Origin of the sequence: Aromatoleum buckelii, from assembly GCF_012910785.2 — a bacterium.
GTDB lineage: Bacteria > Pseudomonadota > Gammaproteobacteria > Burkholderiales > Rhodocyclaceae > Aromatoleum > Aromatoleum buckelii.
Map to the genome: position 1 here is coordinate 1112159 of NZ_WTVH02000010.1, position 18283 is coordinate 1130441.

At 69.0% G+C, this 18283-nt stretch carries 20 protein-coding genes; 5 read left to right on the plus strand and 15 right to left on the minus strand.

Annotated elements, in window-relative coordinates; genetic code table 11:
- Nucleotides 1-131 precede the first annotated feature (131 nt).
- From GO608_RS15875 to GO608_RS15890, 4 genes are all read left to right on the plus strand, one after another.
- Nucleotides 132-1046 carry a DNA ligase gene (locus GO608_RS15875; RefSeq protein ID WP_211159571.1) on the plus strand — a complete coding sequence of 305 codons (915 nt, stop codon included), beginning with the start codon at nt 132-134 and terminating at the stop codon, nt 1044-1046.
- A gap of 298 nt (nt 1047-1344) precedes the next feature.
- Nucleotides 1345-2157, plus strand: a complete 813-nt coding sequence (locus GO608_RS15880; RefSeq protein ID WP_247003205.1) for a MipA/OmpV family protein — start codon at nt 1345-1347, stop codon at nt 2155-2157.
- Nucleotides 2150-2980 (plus strand): lysophospholipid acyltransferase family protein, encoded by an 831-nt coding sequence (locus GO608_RS15885; protein WP_169200175.1) that lies wholly within the window; start codon nt 2150-2152, stop codon nt 2978-2980. Before GO608_RS15880 ends, GO608_RS15885 begins: the two co-directional genes overlap by 8 nt.
- Nucleotides 2898-3761, plus strand: coding sequence for a glycosyltransferase family 2 protein (locus GO608_RS15890; RefSeq protein WP_211159572.1), 864 nt, complete (start codon nt 2898-2900; stop codon nt 3759-3761). Before GO608_RS15885 ends, GO608_RS15890 begins: the two co-directional genes overlap by 83 nt.
- Here GO608_RS15890 and fabG read toward each other — a convergent pair.
- From fabG to GO608_RS15965, 15 genes are all read right to left on the minus strand, one after another.
- Complete coding sequence (fabG, locus tag GO608_RS15895; RefSeq protein ID WP_169200176.1) at nt 3758-4477, minus strand: 3-oxoacyl-ACP reductase FabG; 720 nt, start codon at nt 4475-4477, stop codon at nt 3758-3760. The genes GO608_RS15890 and fabG overlap by 4 nt on opposite strands.
- Complete coding sequence (locus GO608_RS15900) at nt 4474-4953, minus strand: hotdog family protein (protein WP_169200177.1); 480 nt, start codon at nt 4951-4953, stop codon at nt 4474-4476. The genes fabG and GO608_RS15900 overlap by 4 nt, the downstream gene beginning before the upstream one ends.
- Nucleotides 4950-5759, minus strand: coding sequence for a beta-ketoacyl synthase chain length factor (locus GO608_RS15905; RefSeq protein WP_169200178.1), 810 nt, complete (start codon nt 5757-5759; stop codon nt 4950-4952). The genes GO608_RS15900 and GO608_RS15905 overlap by 4 nt, the downstream gene beginning before the upstream one ends.
- Nucleotides 5756-6943: a beta-ketoacyl-[acyl-carrier-protein] synthase family protein gene (locus GO608_RS15910; RefSeq protein WP_169200179.1), complete on the minus strand. Its 1188-nt coding sequence runs from the start codon at nt 6941-6943 to the stop codon at nt 5756-5758. The genes GO608_RS15905 and GO608_RS15910 overlap by 4 nt, the downstream gene beginning before the upstream one ends.
- Before the next feature lie 72 nt (nt 6944-7015).
- Nucleotides 7016-7747 (minus strand): class I SAM-dependent methyltransferase, encoded by a 732-nt coding sequence (locus GO608_RS15915; RefSeq protein ID WP_169200180.1) that lies wholly within the window; start codon nt 7745-7747, stop codon nt 7016-7018.
- A complete protein-coding gene (locus tag GO608_RS15920) occupies nt 7744-8544 on the minus strand; it encodes a polysaccharide deacetylase family protein (RefSeq protein WP_169200181.1) in 801 nt (266 codons plus the stop codon). Before GO608_RS15920 ends, GO608_RS15915 begins: the two co-directional genes overlap by 4 nt.
- On the minus strand, nt 8544-10898 hold the full coding sequence (locus GO608_RS15925; protein WP_169200182.1) for an MMPL family transporter: 2355 nt from the start codon (nt 10896-10898) through the stop codon (nt 8544-8546). Before GO608_RS15925 ends, GO608_RS15920 begins: the two co-directional genes overlap by 1 nt.
- The gene (locus GO608_RS15930; protein WP_169200183.1) at nt 10895-11482 is read right to left on the minus strand and encodes an outer membrane lipoprotein carrier protein LolA; all 588 of its coding nucleotides are present in this window, start codon (nt 11480-11482) and stop codon (nt 10895-10897) included. The genes GO608_RS15925 and GO608_RS15930 overlap by 4 nt, the downstream gene beginning before the upstream one ends.
- 16 nt (nt 11483-11498) lie before the next feature.
- Entirely contained in the window at nt 11499-12482 is a 984-nt protein-coding gene (locus GO608_RS15935) for a lysophospholipid acyltransferase family protein (RefSeq protein ID WP_343316848.1), read from the minus strand.
- Nucleotides 12479-12781 (minus strand): 3-hydroxyacyl-ACP dehydratase FabZ family protein, encoded by a 303-nt coding sequence (locus tag GO608_RS15940; protein ID WP_169200185.1) that lies wholly within the window; start codon nt 12779-12781, stop codon nt 12479-12481. The genes GO608_RS15935 and GO608_RS15940 overlap by 4 nt, the downstream gene beginning before the upstream one ends.
- Nucleotides 12778-14118 carry an AMP-binding protein gene (locus GO608_RS15945; RefSeq protein WP_169200186.1) on the minus strand — a complete coding sequence of 447 codons (1341 nt, stop codon included), beginning with the start codon at nt 14116-14118 and terminating at the stop codon, nt 12778-12780. The genes GO608_RS15940 and GO608_RS15945 overlap by 4 nt, the downstream gene beginning before the upstream one ends.
- Entirely contained in the window at nt 14115-14807 is a 693-nt protein-coding gene (locus GO608_RS15950) for a COG4648 family protein (RefSeq protein ID WP_169200187.1), read from the minus strand. The genes GO608_RS15945 and GO608_RS15950 overlap by 4 nt, the downstream gene beginning before the upstream one ends.
- Nucleotides 14804-15100: a phosphopantetheine-binding protein gene (locus GO608_RS15955; RefSeq protein ID WP_169200188.1), complete on the minus strand. Its 297-nt coding sequence runs from the start codon at nt 15098-15100 to the stop codon at nt 14804-14806. The genes GO608_RS15950 and GO608_RS15955 overlap by 4 nt, the downstream gene beginning before the upstream one ends.
- A gap of 73 nt (nt 15101-15173) precedes the next feature.
- Nucleotides 15174-16034, minus strand: a complete 861-nt coding sequence (locus GO608_RS15960) for an HDOD domain-containing protein (protein ID WP_169200189.1) — start codon at nt 16032-16034, stop codon at nt 15174-15176.
- Between the two features lie 112 nt (nt 16035-16146).
- The gene (locus tag GO608_RS15965) at nt 16147-17424 is read right to left on the minus strand and encodes an HD-GYP domain-containing protein (protein WP_169200190.1); all 1278 of its coding nucleotides are present in this window, start codon (nt 17422-17424) and stop codon (nt 16147-16149) included.
- Between the two features lie 323 nt (nt 17425-17747).
- On the opposite strand from GO608_RS15965, the gene ppa reads away from it, so the two are divergent.
- Nucleotides 17748-18275, plus strand: a complete 528-nt coding sequence (ppa, locus tag GO608_RS15970) for an inorganic diphosphatase (RefSeq protein WP_053419553.1) — start codon at nt 17748-17750, stop codon at nt 18273-18275.
- Nucleotides 18276-18283 lie beyond the last annotated feature (8 nt).

The window sequence follows — 18283 nt, forward strand, 5'->3', positions numbered from 1 at the left end:
CGGCGTCCCGCGCGTTCCCGTAGGCCGCGCAAAGGGACGAGGTCCCAAAGCGTTGGGCGCCGATCGCGGTGCTGTCACGCGCGAAAGGCCGTAAAATGCCAATCGCATCACAACCCGGAGGCCCGCGCCCGATGAGCCCATTCTCGCTGTCGCTTTCCCGTTTTCGCCGCATCGGTCGAGTCAGCCGCGAAAACGGCGTCCGGCCGCAGGTCCTTGCGACGCTTCTTTCCGTCGTGCTGCTCGCGTCGCCGCTGCCGGCGGCTGCCGATACCGCGAGCGGACCTGCCGCGACGCTCGCAATGGTGTATCGCGACGACGTCGATCCGGCGGCATACTGGGTCAGCGAAAAGCTCGACGGCGTGAGGGCACTGTGGGACGGGCGGATGTTGCGCTTTCGCAGCGGGCAGCCGATCGCGGCACCGCAATGGTTCCTGGACGGCTTGCCGCGGGAGGCGCTCGACGGCGAGTTGTGGATCGGCCGGCGCAGCTTCGAGCAGCTGTCGGGCGTGGTGCGCAAGCAGCAACCGGTCGACGACGAATGGCGGCAGGTACGTTACATGGTGTTCGAGATGCCGGAAGCACCCGGCAGCTTCACCGCGCGCATCGCCAGGATCAGGGCAGTCACGGCCGGCGGGCCGCCGTGGCTGGAGGCGGTCGAGCAGTTTCGTGTCGCCAACGCGGCAGCGCTGCAGCGCCGCTTCGAGCGTGTCGTCGCTGCCGGGGGAGAAGGCCTTATGCTGCATCGCGCCGATGCGCAGTGGGTTGCCGGGCGCAGCGACGTGCTGCTGAAGCTGACGCCCTGGCTGGACGCCGAAGCGCGCGTCGTGGCGCATCGGCCCGGCAAGGGCCGGCTCCAGGGCATGCTCGGGGCGCTCGAAGTCGAAACGCCCGACGGACGCCGCTTTCGCATCGGCAGCGGATTCTCCGACGCGCAACGGCGCGCTCCTCCGCCCATTGGCGCGACCGTGACCTACCGTTACCGCGAACTCACCGCGAAAGGCCTGCCGCGCTTTCCCCGTTACCTGCGGGTGCGCGAACTGCCGTGATTCGGCCGTGATTCGTCGCGGCGCATGCAGGTGGACAGATTCTAAGCCGTGTCCGGGCCGACCCTGTCAGGGACCGGCCGGGGGACCACCATCGGTGCGGGCAGCCGGTATAATTCCGCGCGATCAGCGAAATGAAGATTCATCCGGGAGGCATGATGGCAGGTGTGGAGTTCGGTCGGGTTTCGGCCCGGTCGATCACGGCGACAAGCGGCCCGGACTCGGGAGCGTACGTTCTGGCCGTGGCCGAATGACCGCCGTGCGCCGGAGTTGCCTGCCGAGGCGGGCACGCGCAGTCGTCATGGCAGGCATGCTCGTGGCGGCCGGAGCGTGCATCGCTGCAGACGATGAAAAACCGCTGTGGGAACTCGGTGCGGGAGTCGGCGTGCTGCAGTTTCCGGCGTATCGCGGCTCGGACGAGAACCGGGTGTTCGTGCTTCCCGTGCCATACGTGATCTACCGCGGCGAATTCCTGAAAGCGGACCGGCGCGGCCTGCGCGGCACGTTCTTCGACTCCGAGCGGGTCGAGCTCAGTCTGAGCCTCGCCGCGTCGCCCCCGGCCAGCAGTGAGGACGTGGACGTGCGCGCCGGCATGGACGATCTCGAGCCGACGGTCGAGATCGGACCCTCGCTGGACGTGCGCTTGTGGCAGAGCGCCGACGAGCGCCGGAAGCTGCGCGTACGCTTGCCGCTGCGCGTCGGGGTGACGGTCGAAAGCCATCCCGAATCGACCGGGTGGCAGTTCACGCCGCAGCTCAACCTCGACTGGCGTGACCCTCCCGGGATGGACGGCTGGACGCTCGGGCTCGTCGCTGGCCCGGTGTTCGGCGACCGCCGCCAGCACCGTTATTTCTATGGCGTCGATGTGCGCGATGCGACCGCCGCCCGACCCGTATACGACGCGCAAGGCGGCTATGCCGGCACGCAGTTCCTCGCAGCGCTGTCGAAGCGGTTTGCAGGTGGGTGGGCCGGCGCTTTCGTCCGCTACGACACGCTGGCCGGCGCGGTATTCCTCGACAGCCCGCTTGTGACGAGCCGCAATTACTTCGCCGCGGGCTTTGCCGTGACCTGGCTGATCGGCGAATCCTCGCAGCGGGTGCTGGCCGATGAGTGAGCCCGCAATCCGGCGTAGCTGGCTGCGCGTCGCGCACGAAACCGTGCTGCTGCACCTCGGCCTCTTCTACCTCGGGACGGTGTGCCTGCTGTGGACGCCGTTCGCAATGGCGCTGCAGCCGCTGCTGCCAGGCTCGCTCGGGCGGCAGCTCGGGCGTCGCGTGATCAGCTGGAACTTCCACGGCTATCTGCGCTTCCTGACCTTGATCGGCGCGTGCCGCTTCGATCTGCGCGAACTCGATGCGCTGCGTGGGCAAGGGCCGCTGATCCTCGCGCCGAATCATCCGTGCCTGCTCGACGCCGTGATGGTGATTTCGCGCCTGCCCGACGTCGCGTGCATCATGAAGGCGGGGCTGATGGACAACGTTTTCCTCGGCGCAGGCGCACGCCTTGCCCGTTACATCCGCAACGATTCACCGCTGCGCATGGTCATGCGCGCGACCGAAGACTTGGCCGCTGGAAGTCACCTGCTGGTCTTTCCGGAAGGGACGCGCACGACTAGACTGCCTATGAACCCATTGATGAGCAGTGTCGGGTTGATCGCACGCCGCGCGAAAGTGCCGGTGCAGACGATCTTCATCGAAACCGCGTCGCCGTACCTGTGCAAGGGCTGGCCGCTGTTCCGCCGGCCTGAAATGCCGGTCACCTACCACGTGCGGCTCGGCAAACGCTTCGAGCCGGCACGCAATGTGCAGGAATTCATGCGGGAACTCGAACACTACTTTGCGTCGGAACTCCAGCATGCAACGCTTCCCGACTTTCCGGCATCCGCAGCGTCGCCCCGACGGCACGACGACGCCGCAGCCAGCGCCGAGCGCGGCTGAATCCGCTTCCACTCACCTGCTGCTGATCCCGAGCTACAACCCGGGAAGCAAGGTTTTCGACACCGTGCGCGCGGCGCGCCGGGAATGGCTGCCGGTGTGGGTCGTCGTCGACGGCAGCACCGACGGCACGACCGAGGCTCTGCGGGCGATGGCGGACGACGATCCGGGGCTGCGAGTCATCGTGCTGCCGAAAAACCTCGGCAAGGGCGCGGCGGTGCTCCACGGTATCGAGCTCGCTGCGGGCGAAGGCTTCACGCACGTGCTGACGATGGATTCGGACGGCCAGCACCCGGCCGAGCTGATTTCGGACTTCATGGCGGCGTCGCAGGCGCGGCCCGAAGCGATGATTCTTGGTGTGCCGGTGTTCGACGCCGGTGCTCCGGCGCTGCGCGTGCGGGGCCGGCGCGTGTCGAACTGGTGGGCGAACCTCGAAACCTTGTGGACGGGAATCGGCGATTCGCTGTTCGGCTTCCGCGTCTATCCGATCGCGCCGCTTGCGCGCGTGATGCGCGGGCAGCGCTGGATGCGCCGTTTCGATTTCGACCCCGAAGCGGTCGTGCGGATGAGTTGGGCCGGCGTGCCGCCGGTGAACCTGCCGGCGCCGGTGCGATACTTCGCGCCCGACGAAGGCGGCGTATCGCATTTCAACTACCTGCGCGACAACCTGCTGCTGACGTGGATGCACACGCGGCTGTTCTTCGGCTTCCTGCTGCGCCTGCCGTTGCTCGCCGCGCGGCGCTACGCTTCCGGCCGCGGCAAGCGCGCCGAGCGTCAGAGTTAGATCATCCCGCCGTTGATCGAGATCACCTGGCCGCTGATGTACGCGGCCTGGTCGGACGCGAGGAAACCGACCAGGTCGGCGACTTCCGCCGGGCGGCCGGCACGTTTCATCGGCACCAGCCGGGCGATCGCGGCCGCGTCGAACGTGTCTTCGCTCATCGCCGTGTCGATGATTCCCGGTGCGACGACATTGACGGTAATGCCGCGGCTCGCGAGTTCCTGCGACAACGAGCGGCTCGCCGAATGCAGCGCCCCTTTCGCCGCAGCGTAGTTCGTCTGGCCGCGGTTGCCGGTGATCGCCGCAACCGACGAGATCGTGATGATGCGCCCCCAACGAGTGCGGATCATCGGCATCGTCAGCGGCTGCGTGACATTGAAGAACCCGTTCAGTGACACGTCGATGACGCGCTGCCACTGCTGCGCGCGCATCCCCGGGAACACCGCGTCGTCGTGGATGCCGGCATTGTTCACGAGGATCTGGATTGGCGCTTCGGCGAGCAGGGTCTCGAGCGTGGCCGATGTTGCGGCGGCATCGGTGACATCGAACCCGACTGGCGTTGCGCTGCCGCCGCCCGCCAGGATGTCGTCGACGAGCGCGCGCGCCTGGTCGAGGTTGCGATGAGCATGGACGAAGACGTGGCAGCCGTCGGCTGCGAGGCGGCGGCAGATCGCGGCGCCGATGCCGCCGCTGCCGCCGGTGACCAGGGCGCGTTTCAAGGGAGACTCCGGGAAAGGCCGGCGCCGGGCGCGGCCGCATCGAGAATCACTGCGGCACGCCCCGAAACGAGCGTCGTGCCTGCGGCGCAGACGGTGAAACCGTACAGCACCTGGCTGTCGTTGCCGGTTAGCCGCTCCGCACGGACTTCGAGTTCACCGGCAATGGTGTCGAGCTGCGCCACGGCGAGCTCGACGCTGCGCACGCTGGCGAGGTAACCCGCACGCGGCGTGCCATCGGCTGGTGCGAGCAGCGCGCCGTGGACCGCCATCGCCTGCGCCGCATATTCGATTGCGGCAGTCGCTGGCAGGCCACGCGTATCGCGTAGCGGATTGGCCCGATCACGGTGGCTGGTCGCCCGGCAGCGGATCGATTCGGCGTCCCACGCATCGACCCTGTCGAGCAGGCACATCGAGCCGTGATGCGGAATGCGCGCGGCGATCGCGGCGCGGTCCAGTGGCGCCGGTTGCGAGGTCATGCGCTGAAGTCGACCGCGACGCGGGCATGGTCGAGATAGTCGAGCACGATCCGCCCCGCTTCGCCGCGCGCGATCGCGGCGAGCAGCGGTAGGCTGCGGGCAGCGGGAATCGCGCGGCGCAACGTGTCGAGGGCCGGATCGGCGAGCGCGTCGGCCGCGGCAGTCGTCAGCCCGGCACGGATGCGGCCGAAGTGAGTCGCGCCCGGCTCCGGCGTCAGCAGCAGCGCCGTGCCGAACGCATCGGGCACCGGGCGCGCCGCGCGTAGCGGTTCCGGGTAGTCGGCATCGTAGGCGATCAGCAGGCTCGGCACGCGCTCGACGCTGACCTGCACCAGCGCTTCGAGGAGTCCCGCGGCGAAGCTGCCGTCGAACGCGCACAGCACGGCTGCCGGAGCCGTCGCGCCGGTTGCGATGCCCCAGTAGCCGGCAGCGGCGTTATGCACCGAGTTGTGAAAACGGGTCGGCGAGACCTGGCGATCGTCGGATGCCAGCGCTTCGCAGATCAGGTGGCAGTTGTGGCCGTCGCCGCCGGACGAACTGAACACCGTTGCGAGAGCCGATGCGTCGGCTCCGGCGGCCGTCACGGCTTCGAGGCCGACGGTCAGCGCGAGCTTGACGACGCGCACCGAACGGCGCCGTTCGGCCGCGGGCAGCTGTTCCGGCGCGCTGAGCACGGTATCGGCCGGCACCCAGAGGGCCTCGCCGGCGAGGATCGCGGCGGCGCCGGGCCAGTCGCGCAGGCCCGGGCCGAGCAGGCCGATGCCGCTGATCCACGCGCCGGGCAGCGAACGGGTCGGGCCGGTCATTGCGCGCGGCCGATCACGAGGCTGCAGTTCGTGCCGCCGAAGCCGAACGAGTTGCTGAGCACGCGCCGGACGCGTGCCGGGCGGCTGGCGAGGAGGTAATTCATGTCCGGCTCGGGATCGCACGTGTTGGGGCTGCCGGGGAGAAAGCCGTCGCGCAGCGCCAGCGCGGCGATCACCGCTTCGACGCCGCCGGCCGCGCCGAGCGTGTGGCCGGTTGCCCCTTTCGTGGAGCTGCAGGCGGTCGCTGCACCGAACAGCGCGCGCACGGCCTTGCTCTCCGCGCTGTCGTTGCTCGGGGTCGCCGTGCCGTGCAGGTTGATGTAGTCGATGTCGCCCGGCTCCAGCCCAGCGGCGGTGAGCGCCGCTTCCATCGCCCGTCGCGCGCCGAGGCCTTCGGGGTGCGGCGAGGACATGTGATAGGCGTCGCTCGATTCGCCGACGCCGAGGAGCAGGATCGCATCGTCGGCAAGTGGCTCGCTGACGCGTTCGAGCAGCGCGAACGCAGCCGCTTCGCCGATCGAGATGCCGTCGCGGCCCAGGTCGAACGGCCGACACGCCTGCTTCGACGTGAGTTCCAGCGAAGCGAAGCCGTACAGCGTCGTCAGGCACAGCGAATCGACGCCCCCGACGATCGCCGCGTCGATCAGGCCCGCTTCAATCATGCGTCGCGCCGACGCGAACACTTTGGCGCTCGACGAGCAGGCTGACGACACGACGTTCGCCGGCCCGCCAAGTCCGAACGCGGCCTGCACGAACGCGGCGACTGAAAACGGATTGTGTGAGCCGGCATAGTTGAAACCGGCCGGTAGCGCGCCGCTGGCCCGATCGCGGCGCTGGTAGGCGAGCTCGGTTTCGAGGATCCCAGCGGTGCTTGTGCCGAGAAACACGCCGATCCGGTCGGGGCCGTAGCGCCTTATCGCGTCCCGCACCGCCTCGGCGAACCCGTCCTGTTCGAAGCCGATCTGCGCGAGCCGGTTGTTGCGGCAGTCGAAACCGCGCAGGTGCTCCGGCAGCGCCTCGTCGTCCGCGCCGGCGACTTCGCCGATCCAGGTTTCGAGCGCAACGCCATCGAAGTCACAGTGTTTCAGGCCCGAACGGCCCGCGGCGAGCGCATCGCGCATCGGCCCGATGCCTCTGCCGAGGCAGGAGGTGGCGGTGTAGCGGGAGATCAGCAGCGGGTTCACGGCGGCTCGGGCGTCGGACAAAGGCGCTAGTTTAACAAATCGCGGCAACGCGCCTGAAGCGCAGCGGCCGCTTCAAAGCGGCACCTGTGCGACGAGCATCACGTTCGCGAACGATTTGCCGCGGCCCATCGGCTCGCCCTGCACTGAAAAGCCGAGCCCTTCGAGAAGTGCGATCCAGCTTCGCGACGATCGGCAGTACAGCCGCGGCAGACGGTGCCCGCGGGCGAACGCGACGGCGAGGTCGACCGCGGTCGACAGGCGGTGCGGCAGGCCGGCGTCTGAGTCGCCGACGCGGGCCAAAAGCAGCCCGCCGGCGGGCAGCGCGGCGCGGACCTTGCGCAGCACGCTTTCCTGAGCGGCGAAGTCGAGGTAGTGCAGCACGTCGAGAACCGTGACGACGTCGACCGGGCCGAAGTCCGCCCCTTCGAGCGTCGCGATGTCGCCTTGCCGGATCTCGACGAGCGCCGCATCCTCGGCGAGCGCGCGGCGCGCCCGCGCCACATCGCGGGGATTGCGGTCGATGCCGCGCAGCCCCAGCAGCTTCGGCGGTGCCGGCCACTCTCCCGCCCATCGTCCGCCCTCATGAAGGCGCTGCGCAGCGAGCAGCCACGACGCCAGAAGCCCCTGGCCGCAGCCCAGATCGACGACACGGGCTGCGGCGGGGAACATGCCGCGCTGCAGCACCTTGCGGAACAGCGGGTCCCCCCCGAGCTTGCCGCGCGCGAAGTGGTACGCGAACGGACCCGCCGGACGGTACGCGGCGCTCGCCGCATCGAGCAGTGCGCGGAACAGGGTGTCGCTCACCGGATCGCCGCCCGCAAAGTGACCGGGCGCAGTCCGGCGGCCGCGCAGCCGGCGAGAAGGCGCGGCAGCACGTCGAGGATCACCGGCGTGCCGTCTTGGCTGCGTGCGGCGTTGCCGTCGTGCAGCAGCAGGATGTCGCCGCCCGCGAGCCCGCCGAGCAGGCGGTCGCCGATTTTTCCCGCGTCGCCATTACGCGTGTCGTAAGCGCGGCGCGTCCACGCCGCGAGCTGCAGGTCGAGGCGGGCCAGCACCGGTTCGAGGAACGGATTGCGCAGTCCGGCTGGGGCGCGGAAGAAGCGCGGGACGTCGCCGCAGCATGCGGCGATCGTCTGCTGCGCTGCCCGGATCTCGCGCTCGAACCAGCGTGGCCCGCGCAACGAGAAGCTTTTCAGGTGCTGTTCGCTGTGGTTTTCGAGCGCATGGCCGCGGGCGACGATCTCGCGCGCGAGCGCCGGATGCTGTGCGACACGCCGGCCGATGACGAAGAAGCTCGCCCGTGCGCCGTGGCGGTCGAGCAGGTCGAGCACGCGTGGCGTCACGTGCGGATCCGGGCCATCATCGATCGTCAGCGCGATTTCGCCGCGCCCCGCCGCCGCAGTCGGCAGGCGCGTCCAGTTCGGGCCGAGCAGCCGGCAGCGCGGCAGCAGGCCGGCAGTGGTCAGCAGCGCGTGGTTCGCTGAGAGCGCGCCCGCCGCCCACGGCCATGTATCCGGCTGCAGCAGCAGCCCGCCGGCAGCCGCGCCGTGCAGTGCGACGGACAGTCCGATCAGCGGGGTCGGGCGGTAGCGGCGGGGCATCAGGGCCGCGACAGGACTGCCGCGAACAGCAGTGCGAGGATCGCACCGGGGCCGACGGTGCCGCCGATCGCCTGCAGCACCGGCACCGACGAGAACGCCAGCACGCCGAAACCGGCGACAGTGGTCAAGTTTGCGAACAGCATCGACGCGAGCGTGCGCGGAGTCGGTCCCCCGGAGCTTTCGCTGCCGTCGAAGAAGAGGGCGTAGTTCGAGCCGACCGCGACGATCAGGAGCAGGCCGACCAGATGCAGGATCGTCAGCGTGACGCCGGCGAGCACGAGGCCGGCGACGACGACCAGCACCGCTGCGACGAGCGGCGCGAGCACGCGCAGCACGCGGGCGGCCGAGCGCAGCACGAGCCCGAGCAGCGCGACGATTGCCGCAACACCGGCGAGCGCGAGGAGCAGCGCTTCGTTGAGGTAACCGGAATAGAGGCGGTCGGATTCGCCTTTCAGGTCGATGAACAGCGCGCGTGCGTCGGTCGCTTCGACCGCGGTGCGCACGCGGTTCGGGTCGATCGCATGCGCAAAGGGCCCGTCGCTCGGCGCGCGCAACGGCAGCAGCGCGATCCAGTGGTCCCGCTGCGGGATCAGCAGCGAATCGACGGCGAGGGCGAAGCTCGTACCGTCGAGATCGGCGCGCGTCAGCGGCGCCCGTTCGCGTGCGGCGGCGACATCGGAGACGAACGGCCCGAGGCGCGCGGCCGGGAGCGGCAGGCCGGTCGTCGCGAGTTCGAGCCGGCGGCCCAGTTCGGGCGGTTCGGGAAGGCTCGCGCGGCGGGCGAGCTGCGTTGCCTGCGACGGAAGATACAGCGCGGGACTCTCGAATCCTCCGATCGCCCCTTCGTTCGCGAGCTGCTGCAGGCGCGTGCCGACTGCTTCGGCGGCTTGTAGCGCGCTTTCGGCGTCGCGGCCGCTGACGACGACGAGATGGCGCACATCCGGGGCGCCGAGATCGCTGCGCAGTGCGAGGTCGAGGGCCTGGTCTGCAGCCGGGACCGGGCTCAGCGCGGCGAGCTCGCGGTTCCATACGCGGTCGCGGTTGACGTGGATCACCGCTGCGGCGGCCAGCGCCAGCGCGACGATTCCCCAGCGCAGATGGCGTGCGTTCACCAGCAGGTGCTGCAGCTGCACTCCGAGTGGACCGACGTCGCGGATCGCGAAGCCCGATGGCAGCAGATGAGGCAGCACGAAGCGCGTCGTCGCGACAGCCGCGACGAGGCCGGCGACCGAATACAGACCGAGCTGCGCGAGCCCCGGGAAGCCGGAGAACAGCAGCGTCGCGAACCCGCAGATCGACGTCAGCACGCCGAGCTGGATCGTCGGCCAGAACGCCGCGATGCCGGGGCGGCGCTCCGCTTCGTTGCGCTCGCCGGCCGGCGCGGACTGGACGAAAAGGTAGATCGCGTAGTCGACCGCTTCGCCGATCAGCGTCGTGCCGAAGCCGAGCGTGATGCCATGGACGACGCCGAAACCGAGGCTCACTGCGACGACTCCGGCGAGCGCCCCGCAGACGACTGGCAGCAGCCCGAGCAGCAGCGCGGTCGCGGAACGGTAGATGAACAGCAGCAGCGTGACGATCAGTGTGATCGACACCAGCGTCAGCCGCAGCACTTCGTCCTGGATCGTCGCGCGCGAGGCGACGGCGAAGACGCCGGGGCCGGAAAGCAGCAAGCGCGCGTCGCCGGCCTGCTGCGCCTGCGCGACGGTCGTGAACGCTTCGCGCACTTTCGCGATCGCTTCCTGCTGGGCGTCGAGATCGGAACCGGCGGCGCGCGTCTGCGCGAGCAGCAGCGCGCGCTGCCCGTCACGCGACGCCCACGTGCCGTCGACGAGCGCAGGACGGGCGTCGCCGTCGAGACGTTCGAGGAGTTGCATCATCTCGCCGGTCGGATCGCGCGGCAGCAGCGACTTCGTCAGCATGCCCAGCGGCGAGGCAAGCAGATCGACCGACTCGCTAATCGCGGCATGCAGGCCTTCGACGCTGAAGCGCTGCGGCGTGACGGCGGGACTGAGCAGGTAGCGGTTGCCGAACAGCAGCGCCTGGTCGCGCTCGCGATGGACCGGTTCGCCGTTGGCGACGACGCCGAACGCCGGATCGGCCCGCAGCTGTCGCGCAAGCTCGCGCGACAGCGCCGCGCGCATCGTGGCGTCGCCGCCTTCGATGCCGATCAGCAGCAGGCGCGACACCATGCCGTCGCGCAGCTGATCGACGAGGACCTGTTGTTCGGCGGTCGGGCTGGCGGGCAGGAAGGCCGACAGATCGCTGGTGAAGCGCGTCTGGCTGACGACCGCGACGGACAGCCCGACGAACGCGAGCCACGCCAGCAGCGCCGGCAGGAGGCGTCGCGTCATCGCGCGACGCGCTCCGGGACGATCTCCATCACCGAGCTGTCGCCGTCGGCCTGCAGGATCTCGATGCCGTCCAATTGCGCATGGCTGCCGCTGATCGTGATGCGCAGCACGACTTCGGCCATTTTCGGGTCGCGCGGCAGCAGCGTCAGTGTCCAGCTCTGGGGCGTGCCCGCGAGGCTTGTTGCGTAAGTCCGCTCGAGCGCGGCCCGGTCGCCGGCGAGGGTCGCGCGGATGCTGTCGATGAACGCGGCGATCTCACGGTAATCGGACAGCTGCACGACGTGGCGGCGCTCGCCGCGCACCACCGTCAAGGTGTTGCCTTCGAGCACCAGCGATTCGGGGCGCGGCTCGAGCGTGATCTTCTCCAGCCGGTCGGGAGCGCGAAAGCGCAGCTCGCCGGACGACTCGACCGGGGCGTCGAGGATTGCGAGGTGCTTGCGTTCGACGAAGTGCGCCCGACCGGAGCGCTGCTTGCCGAGCGCGTGCATCAGCTGTTCGAGGCTCCATGCTTCGGCAGCAGCGAGCGGCGCTGCGATCGCGAGCGCGACAGCACACAGCAGCGGGATCAGGCCGGCTCGTCGCACCAGCGGCTCCCGGACGTCAGTCGGCGTCCCGGCTGCGCGCCGGTTGCCAGAAATCGAAGAAGTTGAACCAGTTGAACGGTGCTTGCCGCACGTGATGTTCGAGCCGCGCGGCGTAGCGGACGATCGCGTCGCGCTGCGCCGCGCCGCGGGTTTCGCGCGTGACGTTGCTGAAATCGGCAAGCTGTTCGAAATGGATGTCGTAGCGGTTGCCGCCGCGGTAGAGGCCGACCATCAGGATCACCGGACGTTTCAGCATCGCCGCGATGCGCCACGGTCCGGCGGGGAAGTTTGCCGGCGCGCCGACAAAATCGACGCGTTCGACTGCGTCCGGACCCACGCTGCGGTCGGCGAGCATGCCGACGAGCATGCCGTCGTCGAGCCGTTCGCGCACCTGCAGCATCGAATCGAGTCGGCCGAGCGGGATGATGTCCTGCTGCGCGGCCGGATTGATCGCCGCCAGCGTGCGGTTGATTTTCTGCGCGTTGTCTTCGTACATCACCATCGCGACCCTGATCCCCGGCTGCTGGCGCCCGACCGCGCGGATCACCTCGAAGCTCCCGATGTGGGCGCCAATCAGGAACACGCCATTGCCGTCGGCGACGATGTCGCGGATCAGTTCGCCGCCGTGGACGCGGATGTCGAACAGGTCGAATCGTTCGTTGAGGAGATAGATGCGGTCGTGGATCGTCGTCGCGAAACCGAGGAAATGCCGGAACAATTCGGCCGGCCGCGGCGCGCGTTCGAGCACGCGCGCCAGGTACGCCCGTGACGCACGCCGTGCGGCGGGCGCGAACAGCAGAAAATAGCCGGCGATGAGCCGCAGCACGAGCCGTCCGGCGCGACGCCCGAGACGCAGCGAAATCCACGTCATCAGCCGCAACATCGCCTGGTTGCTGCGCTCGGGGCGTTGCGTCCAGCTGGTGTCGGCCGCGGGCGCTCGGGCGTCCGCCGAACCGTCCAGGTCCGGGGGCTGCGCGGCTGCGGTTCGGGTGCGAGTCACGGCGCCGTCACTTTCAACGTGCCCGACGCGACCGTCGCATCGCCGGCGAGAATCTCGAAGTGCCACGCACCGCCGGGCTGGCGCACATGGCGGATCAGCAGCGAGGTGCCGGGACGGACCGGCTGCAGGAACTTTGCCGCGGCGATCTGGCACGGCGGCACCGGCCGGCCCAGCGCGGTGCCGAGCGCGCCGGCTGCCCAGCCAAGCAGCACGACGCCGGGCAGGATCGGCTGACCGGGGAAATGCCCGGCGAATGCCGGATGGTCCGGCGGGACGACGATCGTGGTTTCGAACTTCATGCGTGATCGCCGCGCAAGCGGCGGCACAGCTCGTCGAGCGCCGCGCGCGGCAGCTTGCCGGTCGCGTTGCGCGGGAGCCGGTCGGCGAACAGCAGCGGGCGCGGCAGGAACAGCGGGTCGATGCGCTCGCGCAACGCGTGCAGCAGCGCGGCCCGGTCGAGACCGGGCGCGACGACGACCGCCCACAAGCGCGTCGCGCCGTCGATCTGCTCGTCGTCCGGCATCACGAAGCTGCCGTCCACCACGCCCGGAATCGCGTTCAACTGGTGGTTCAGATAGCTCAGCGAACTGCGTTTGCCGGCGATGTTGACGAGGTCCGCCGACCGTCCGTGCAGCAGGAAACGGTCGTCGGCGGTTGGTTCGAGGATGTCGCCGAGCGCGGTGCGCTGCTCGACGTGTCCGCCGTATGCCCACGCCTGGCCGTCCTCGACGCTCAGGCGAACGTCGCGAAAAAGCTGCCATTCCGCTGTCAGCGCGGTGCGCCGCGTCGCGGTCTGCCCGGTTTCGGTACAGCCGTAGATTTCCAGCAGCGGGCCGCGCAGCCGCGCTTCGGTTTCGGCGGCCAGGTTGCCCGACAGCGGGGCAGTCGCCGAGACGACGAGATCGGTGACGGGCAGCGCCACGTCGGCGGCGAGCAGCGTGCGCAGGTGAAACGGCGTCGAGACGAGCACGCGCGGGCGGGGCACGGCGTCGAGCGCGGCGGCGATATCGGCCGGGTAGAACGGCCGTCCGGCCCAGAACGCGCCGCCGCCCTGCAGCGCGAGCAGCACCGTCGACTCGAAGCCGTACATGTGCTGCGGCGGCACCGTGCCGACGATCGCATGAGGCGCGGCGGGCGACAGTCCGAGGCGCTCGGCTTCGGCCGCGGCGTTGCGCACGAGCGCGCCCCAGGTCTTGCGGTGCGGCACCGGCGTTCCGGTCGACCCGGAGGTGAACACGCAGGCGACGAGCTGGTCGGCGGCGACGGCGGGCACCGGGCCGGCATGGTCCGGGCCGGCGAGTTCGGGGTATTGGAACTGCGGCAGGTCGATGTCGCACGCGCCGTCGGCGAGGCAGAACGCATCGGGCGCAAACGCCGCGAGCTGGCGCACCGTCTCCGGCGTGTGCGTCGACGGCAGCAGGCTGACCTTGCCGGCGAGCAGGCTGGCCGCGAGTCCCACCGTGAAGCGGTAGCGGTCGGCGCAGATATTGAGCACGTGGCCGCCGGCCGGCAGCAACGCGGCGAGCCGGTGCGCGTCGCCGAGAAAGCGCGCGACGCTGATGCGTTCGCCGTCACGCCATGCGAGGGCGGCACCGAGGCACGTATGGCCCAGCAGCGGCAGCGCAACCTCGCTCATCGTTGGGCCGGGCGCGTTGCCGGCGTTCCGCGCGATGCTGCGAGCGCAGCGCTTGCCGGCGGCTGCAGGTAGGCGCGCACCGCGTCGAGGATGCCGCTGCGCTCTTCGGGCGGCAGGACTCGCAGGCGCACCGCGTATTCGCTGGCGAACATCAGCGCCACGAGCGGAAAAGTCAGCAGGTTCGCGAAAGCGGACCACACGTCGAGCGGTCCGAACGCGAACAGTGCGACCGACGCCATCGTCATCAGGCCGAAGAACAGCGTCCAGGCGAGCGTCACGCCGCGCGTGTAGCGGGCGAGCGCGGGACCGGGTGCGCCGTGGATGAGCGCCGCGACGCGCGTGCACATCGGCTCGCGCCCGCCGATCAGGGTGCGGCCGAACGCGATGCCGAGCAGGGCGTTGGTGCCGACATGCTGGATGAAATACATCCAGCCGACGTTGCGCGCGAGCGTCGGCCACAGCAGCGCGAGCCCGAGCGCCGCGAAAGCCAGCAGCGCGAGCAGCGCAGTGCGCAACGGCGAGTGCCAGGCGAATGTTGCGGCGACGAACGCGAACGGCGCGACGCCGAGCAGCGCTCCCCACGAGGAAGTCTCGACCAGCGCGGTCGTGTAATGGGCCGCCACCGCCCAGGCCACGACGATGCAGACCAGTGCGGCGCGATGCGTGCCGCGCTCGAAATCGAGCTTCATTGCGTGCGGTGGCTGGCGATGTATCCGGTCAGGCTGCGCAGCGAACGGAAGATCCTGACGTTGTCGTCGTCATCGGCGCGCAGCTGGAAGCCGTAGCGTTTCGATACCACGAGGGCCACTTCGAGGATGTCGATCGAATCGAGCCCGAGGCCTTCGCCGAACAGGGAGTCGTCGGGAGGGATCGATTCCGGCGCCTGCTCGAGGTTGAGCGCTTCGACGATGATCCCGGCAACCTCGAGCCGGAGTGCGTCGAGGTTGTCCGGAGCGGGCGGGGCAGGAGCGATTTCTTTCATTAGTGGCGCGATGTCTGGGTGGGCGATCGGGAAAGCAAACCGCGGGATTCTATCGAAAACTGCCGCTCGCCGCTCAGGCGCACACGGCGTTGAGGATGTGCTGGCGCTGCGCCCGGGCGGTGTCGAGCAGCTGCGTCAGCTGGGTGCTTTCGATGCCCGAAATCGATGTGCCGAGCAACGCCGGTCGGCCGCGGATGCCGAGCAGCGTGTCGAACGGGTGCGGCGTCTCGGCGGCCAGCGACGCGATGAACAGGACGTCGGCCAGCTCGGCCGGTGGCCATGAACCCCCGTAGGGGTCTTCGTAGGGGAAAGCGTCGAGGATCTCGTCGGGCAGTTCGAAGGCTTCCAGCACCGCGCGGCCGACCGGCTCGTTCCACGTCGCGGCGAACTCCGCGAAGCGTTCGATGCCGCTCTCGAGCGCCGGATAATCGGCGGCGCGCGCGACGAGGAAGAACTGGCCGATGTCGGTCATCATGCCGCTGAACATTGCCGTATCGGGATTGGCCACTTTCAGGTGCCTGGCGATCGCGTAGGCCCACGCCGCGACATCGAGCGAATGCATCCACAGGCCGGAAGCGATCAGGCGAAGGTTGCGCGAGCGGTGGTCCTGCACGAGCTGTTCCGCGGCGACGGCGAAAGCGAGGCAGCGCAGCGCGGACAGGCCGATGCGCCCGACCGCGTCGCCGACATTCGTCGTCTGCTTGCCGTAAGGGTTGAGCGCGATGGCGTTCGCCATCCGCACCGCTTTCGCGCTCAGCACCGGTTCCGCCTTGACCACGGTCGTGATCTCGTCGAGCGTCGATTCGGGATTGTCGGCGAGCCGCTTGATGCGCAGCGAAACGTCGAACGAGGTCGGAAAGCTGATGTTGTCCTCTTCGAGTTCCCGTTCGATCTGTTTGCGAAACGCCTGCATTTGAGCTTCGAATTCGTCCATGTCCATTCCTGCTGGAGGCTTGCGAAGAGTTTAGCGTGCCCGGACGGGCCCGGTAAGTGTGATCGAATAAGCGGCACGGCCGGTGCAAAGCGGCTCGTACCATTCCGGGCGATCAGGCGGACGCAGCGGCAGCTCCCGCCGGCGAAGCGTCGTCCAGCGTCTCGATCAGCGGCGCCAGCAGTGCCAGGTCGGCTCCATCCGCGTGGGTTTCGGCGCGCAAATAAAGGTTGCGTGCGAGGCTGCGCATCCGCCAGTCGATTTCCCGGGCGACCTGGCTGCTTTCCGCGACCAGCTGCCGGTCGAGTTCTTCGCCGAGCGAAGCGGCTTCGGCCGCGCCGGTGGCGCGCAGGGACTTTTCGAGATTGTGCAGTTGCTGCAGGGCCATTGCGACGCTCTGGCGCGCGAACGGAGTGTCGAGGGACGCGTGCAAGTCTTCGGCACGGGTGATCGCACGATCGAGCCGGGCATGAGTCGCGTGAGTGTCGGCCCCTCCCTGGCAGTCGTCCTCGCCGAAGCTGTCGCCGTCCTTGCGCAGCGCCTGGGTGACGGCGGCGACGGCGTCCCGGTCGAACTCTTCCGGCACCAGGCGCAGCGCGAGCGCCGCGCGCAACGGTGCTCCGGGGTGCCCTCCCGAGAGAATCGCGCCGACTGTTTCCGCAACTGCGAGCCAGCCGCCGAGGCGGTGAAGCTTGCTGCGTTCGAGCTGGTTCGGATAGCCGCTGCCATCGAGCCGTTCGTGGTGATGGGCGACGCACAATCCGATTGCGGCCGGGAGCGTCGTCAGCTCCTGGATCAGCAACTGCCCGATGCGGGGGTGGCTCGCGACGTGCTTCCAGTCGTGTGGCCGCAACTGTTGGCTCCCGCTCAGGTAGTCGGGATGGATGTACATCTCGCCCAGGTCATGCAGCAACGCGGCCGTCAGCAGGGTCTGCGCATCGTGCTCGCTGGCGTTTAGCCGGGTCGCGATGCAGGCGCACACCAGTATCGTCGCGAGGGCGTGCCCGAAGCTGCGGTTGCCGTTGGCGTGGGCAGTCGTCAGCAGCAGGCGCAGCGGTTGCGGCAGCGGTATCGTCCTGAGACCGCCAAGAAGCGCCAGCGCGTCGCGACTGGCGAAACGGGCGAACAGCGGATTGTCCTCGGCCTGCGCGCGGCAGGCATCGACGACGTTGGAGAAGGCGACGGCTCCTTCGACGGCGAGCGTCGCCTCGAGCGGCTTGGCCAGCTTGCGGCGCAGCAGCTTTTCCTGCAGATCCGCCGACACCGGCCTGCCCTTGGCCCACAGCTTGATGCCGCGTTCGTCGAAGATGTCCTCGGCGGCTTCGACGGTATGGGTTTGGGCGAGCTGGACGATGTTGTGCAGGCAGTGCCGGTTGACCGAGTTGAATAGCATGGTGTGCCGCTGGGAATTCTTCCTGGATCATGGCTGTGGCACGCGCCGTGCGCTGCGCGGTGCTCATCGGTGCTGAATGCCGGTTGCAAGGGTGCCGAAGATGCCAGCCGGGCGTGATGCTATCATCCCGCGGCAGCCGCGGCCGTGTTGTTCGTCACATGACAACGCAATGTTGCAGCGCGCGCCGGCCGGTCCGGTTCGAACGCCGCGCGTCGAGGGTGGGTCGCGAAACCTGGCGCGCGCTTGAGCGGGCGTTGCGATCAGCGACGGGCGACGCGTTTCCCCTTATAATCCGCGCCACATTTTCCATGGGAGAGGGAATTATGGGTTTCGACCTCGTGAAGGCCGGCAAGGATGTGCCGAACGACATCAACGTCATCATCGAGATTTCGGCGCAGGGCGAGCCGATCAAGTTCGAAGTGGATAAGGACAGCGGCGCGGTGTTCGTCGATCGCTTCATGGGCACGTCGATGCGCTACCCGATCAACTACGGCTACGTGCCGCACACCGTCGCGGGCGACGGCGATCCGGTCGACGTGCTGGTGGTGACCCCGTTTCCCCTGATGCCGGGCGTGGTGATCCGCTGCCGTCCGGTCGGCGTGCTGAAGATGGAAGACGACGGCGGCCAGGACGCGAAAGTCGTCGCGGTGCCGGTGTCGAAGCTCACGCCGCTGTACGACAAGGTCCAGACCACGGACGACCTGCCCGAGCTGCTGATGAAGCAGACGGTGCATTTCTTCGAGCATTACAAGGATCTCGAGCCGGGCAAGTGGGTCAAGGTGCTCGGCTGGGGCACGGTGGAAGACGCGAAGCAGGAAATCCTCGACGGCCTGAAGAACGCCGCAAAATAAATACACTG

What these genes read in the sequence shown, in the direction of transcription:
- GO608_RS15875 (WP_211159571.1), top strand. Translation starts at nt 132, where the DNA reads ATGAGCCCATTCTCGCTGTCGCTTTCCCGTTTTCGCCGCATCGGTCGA.
- GO608_RS15880 (WP_247003205.1), top strand. Translation starts at nt 1,345, where the DNA reads ATGGCAGGCATGCTCGTGGCGGCCGGAGCGTGCATCGCTGCAGACGAT.
- GO608_RS15885 (WP_169200175.1), top strand. Translation starts at nt 2,150, where the DNA reads ATGAGTGAGCCCGCAATCCGGCGTAGCTGGCTGCGCGTCGCGCACGAA.
- GO608_RS15890 (WP_211159572.1), top strand. Translation starts at nt 2,898, where the DNA reads ATGCAACGCTTCCCGACTTTCCGGCATCCGCAGCGTCGCCCCGACGGC.
- GO608_RS15900 (WP_169200177.1), bottom strand. Translation starts at nt 4,953, where the DNA reads ATGACCTCGCAACCGGCGCCACTGGACCGCGCCGCGATCGCCGCGCGC.
- GO608_RS15905 (WP_169200178.1), bottom strand. Translation starts at nt 5,759, where the DNA reads ATGACCGGCCCGACCCGTTCGCTGCCCGGCGCGTGGATCAGCGGCATC.
- GO608_RS15920 (WP_169200181.1), bottom strand. Translation starts at nt 8,544, where the DNA reads ATGCCCCGCCGCTACCGCCCGACCCCGCTGATCGGACTGTCCGTCGCA.
- GO608_RS15925 (WP_169200182.1), bottom strand. Translation starts at nt 10,898, where the DNA reads ATGACGCGACGCCTCCTGCCGGCGCTGCTGGCGTGGCTCGCGTTCGTC.
- GO608_RS15940 (WP_169200185.1), bottom strand. Translation starts at nt 12,781, where the DNA reads ATGAAGTTCGAAACCACGATCGTCGTCCCGCCGGACCATCCGGCATTC.
- GO608_RS15945 (WP_169200186.1), bottom strand. Translation starts at nt 14,118, where the DNA reads ATGAGCGAGGTTGCGCTGCCGCTGCTGGGCCATACGTGCCTCGGTGCC.
- GO608_RS15950 (WP_169200187.1), bottom strand. Translation starts at nt 14,807, where the DNA reads ATGAAGCTCGATTTCGAGCGCGGCACGCATCGCGCCGCACTGGTCTGC.
- GO608_RS15955 (WP_169200188.1), bottom strand. Translation starts at nt 15,100, where the DNA reads ATGAAAGAAATCGCTCCTGCCCCGCCCGCTCCGGACAACCTCGACGCA.
- GO608_RS15960 (WP_169200189.1), bottom strand. Translation starts at nt 16,034, where the DNA reads ATGGACGAATTCGAAGCTCAAATGCAGGCGTTTCGCAAACAGATCGAA.
- GO608_RS15965 (WP_169200190.1), bottom strand. Translation starts at nt 17,424, where the DNA reads ATGCTATTCAACTCGGTCAACCGGCACTGCCTGCACAACATCGTCCAG.
- ppa (WP_053419553.1), top strand. Translation starts at nt 17,748, where the DNA reads ATGGGTTTCGACCTCGTGAAGGCCGGCAAGGATGTGCCGAACGACATC.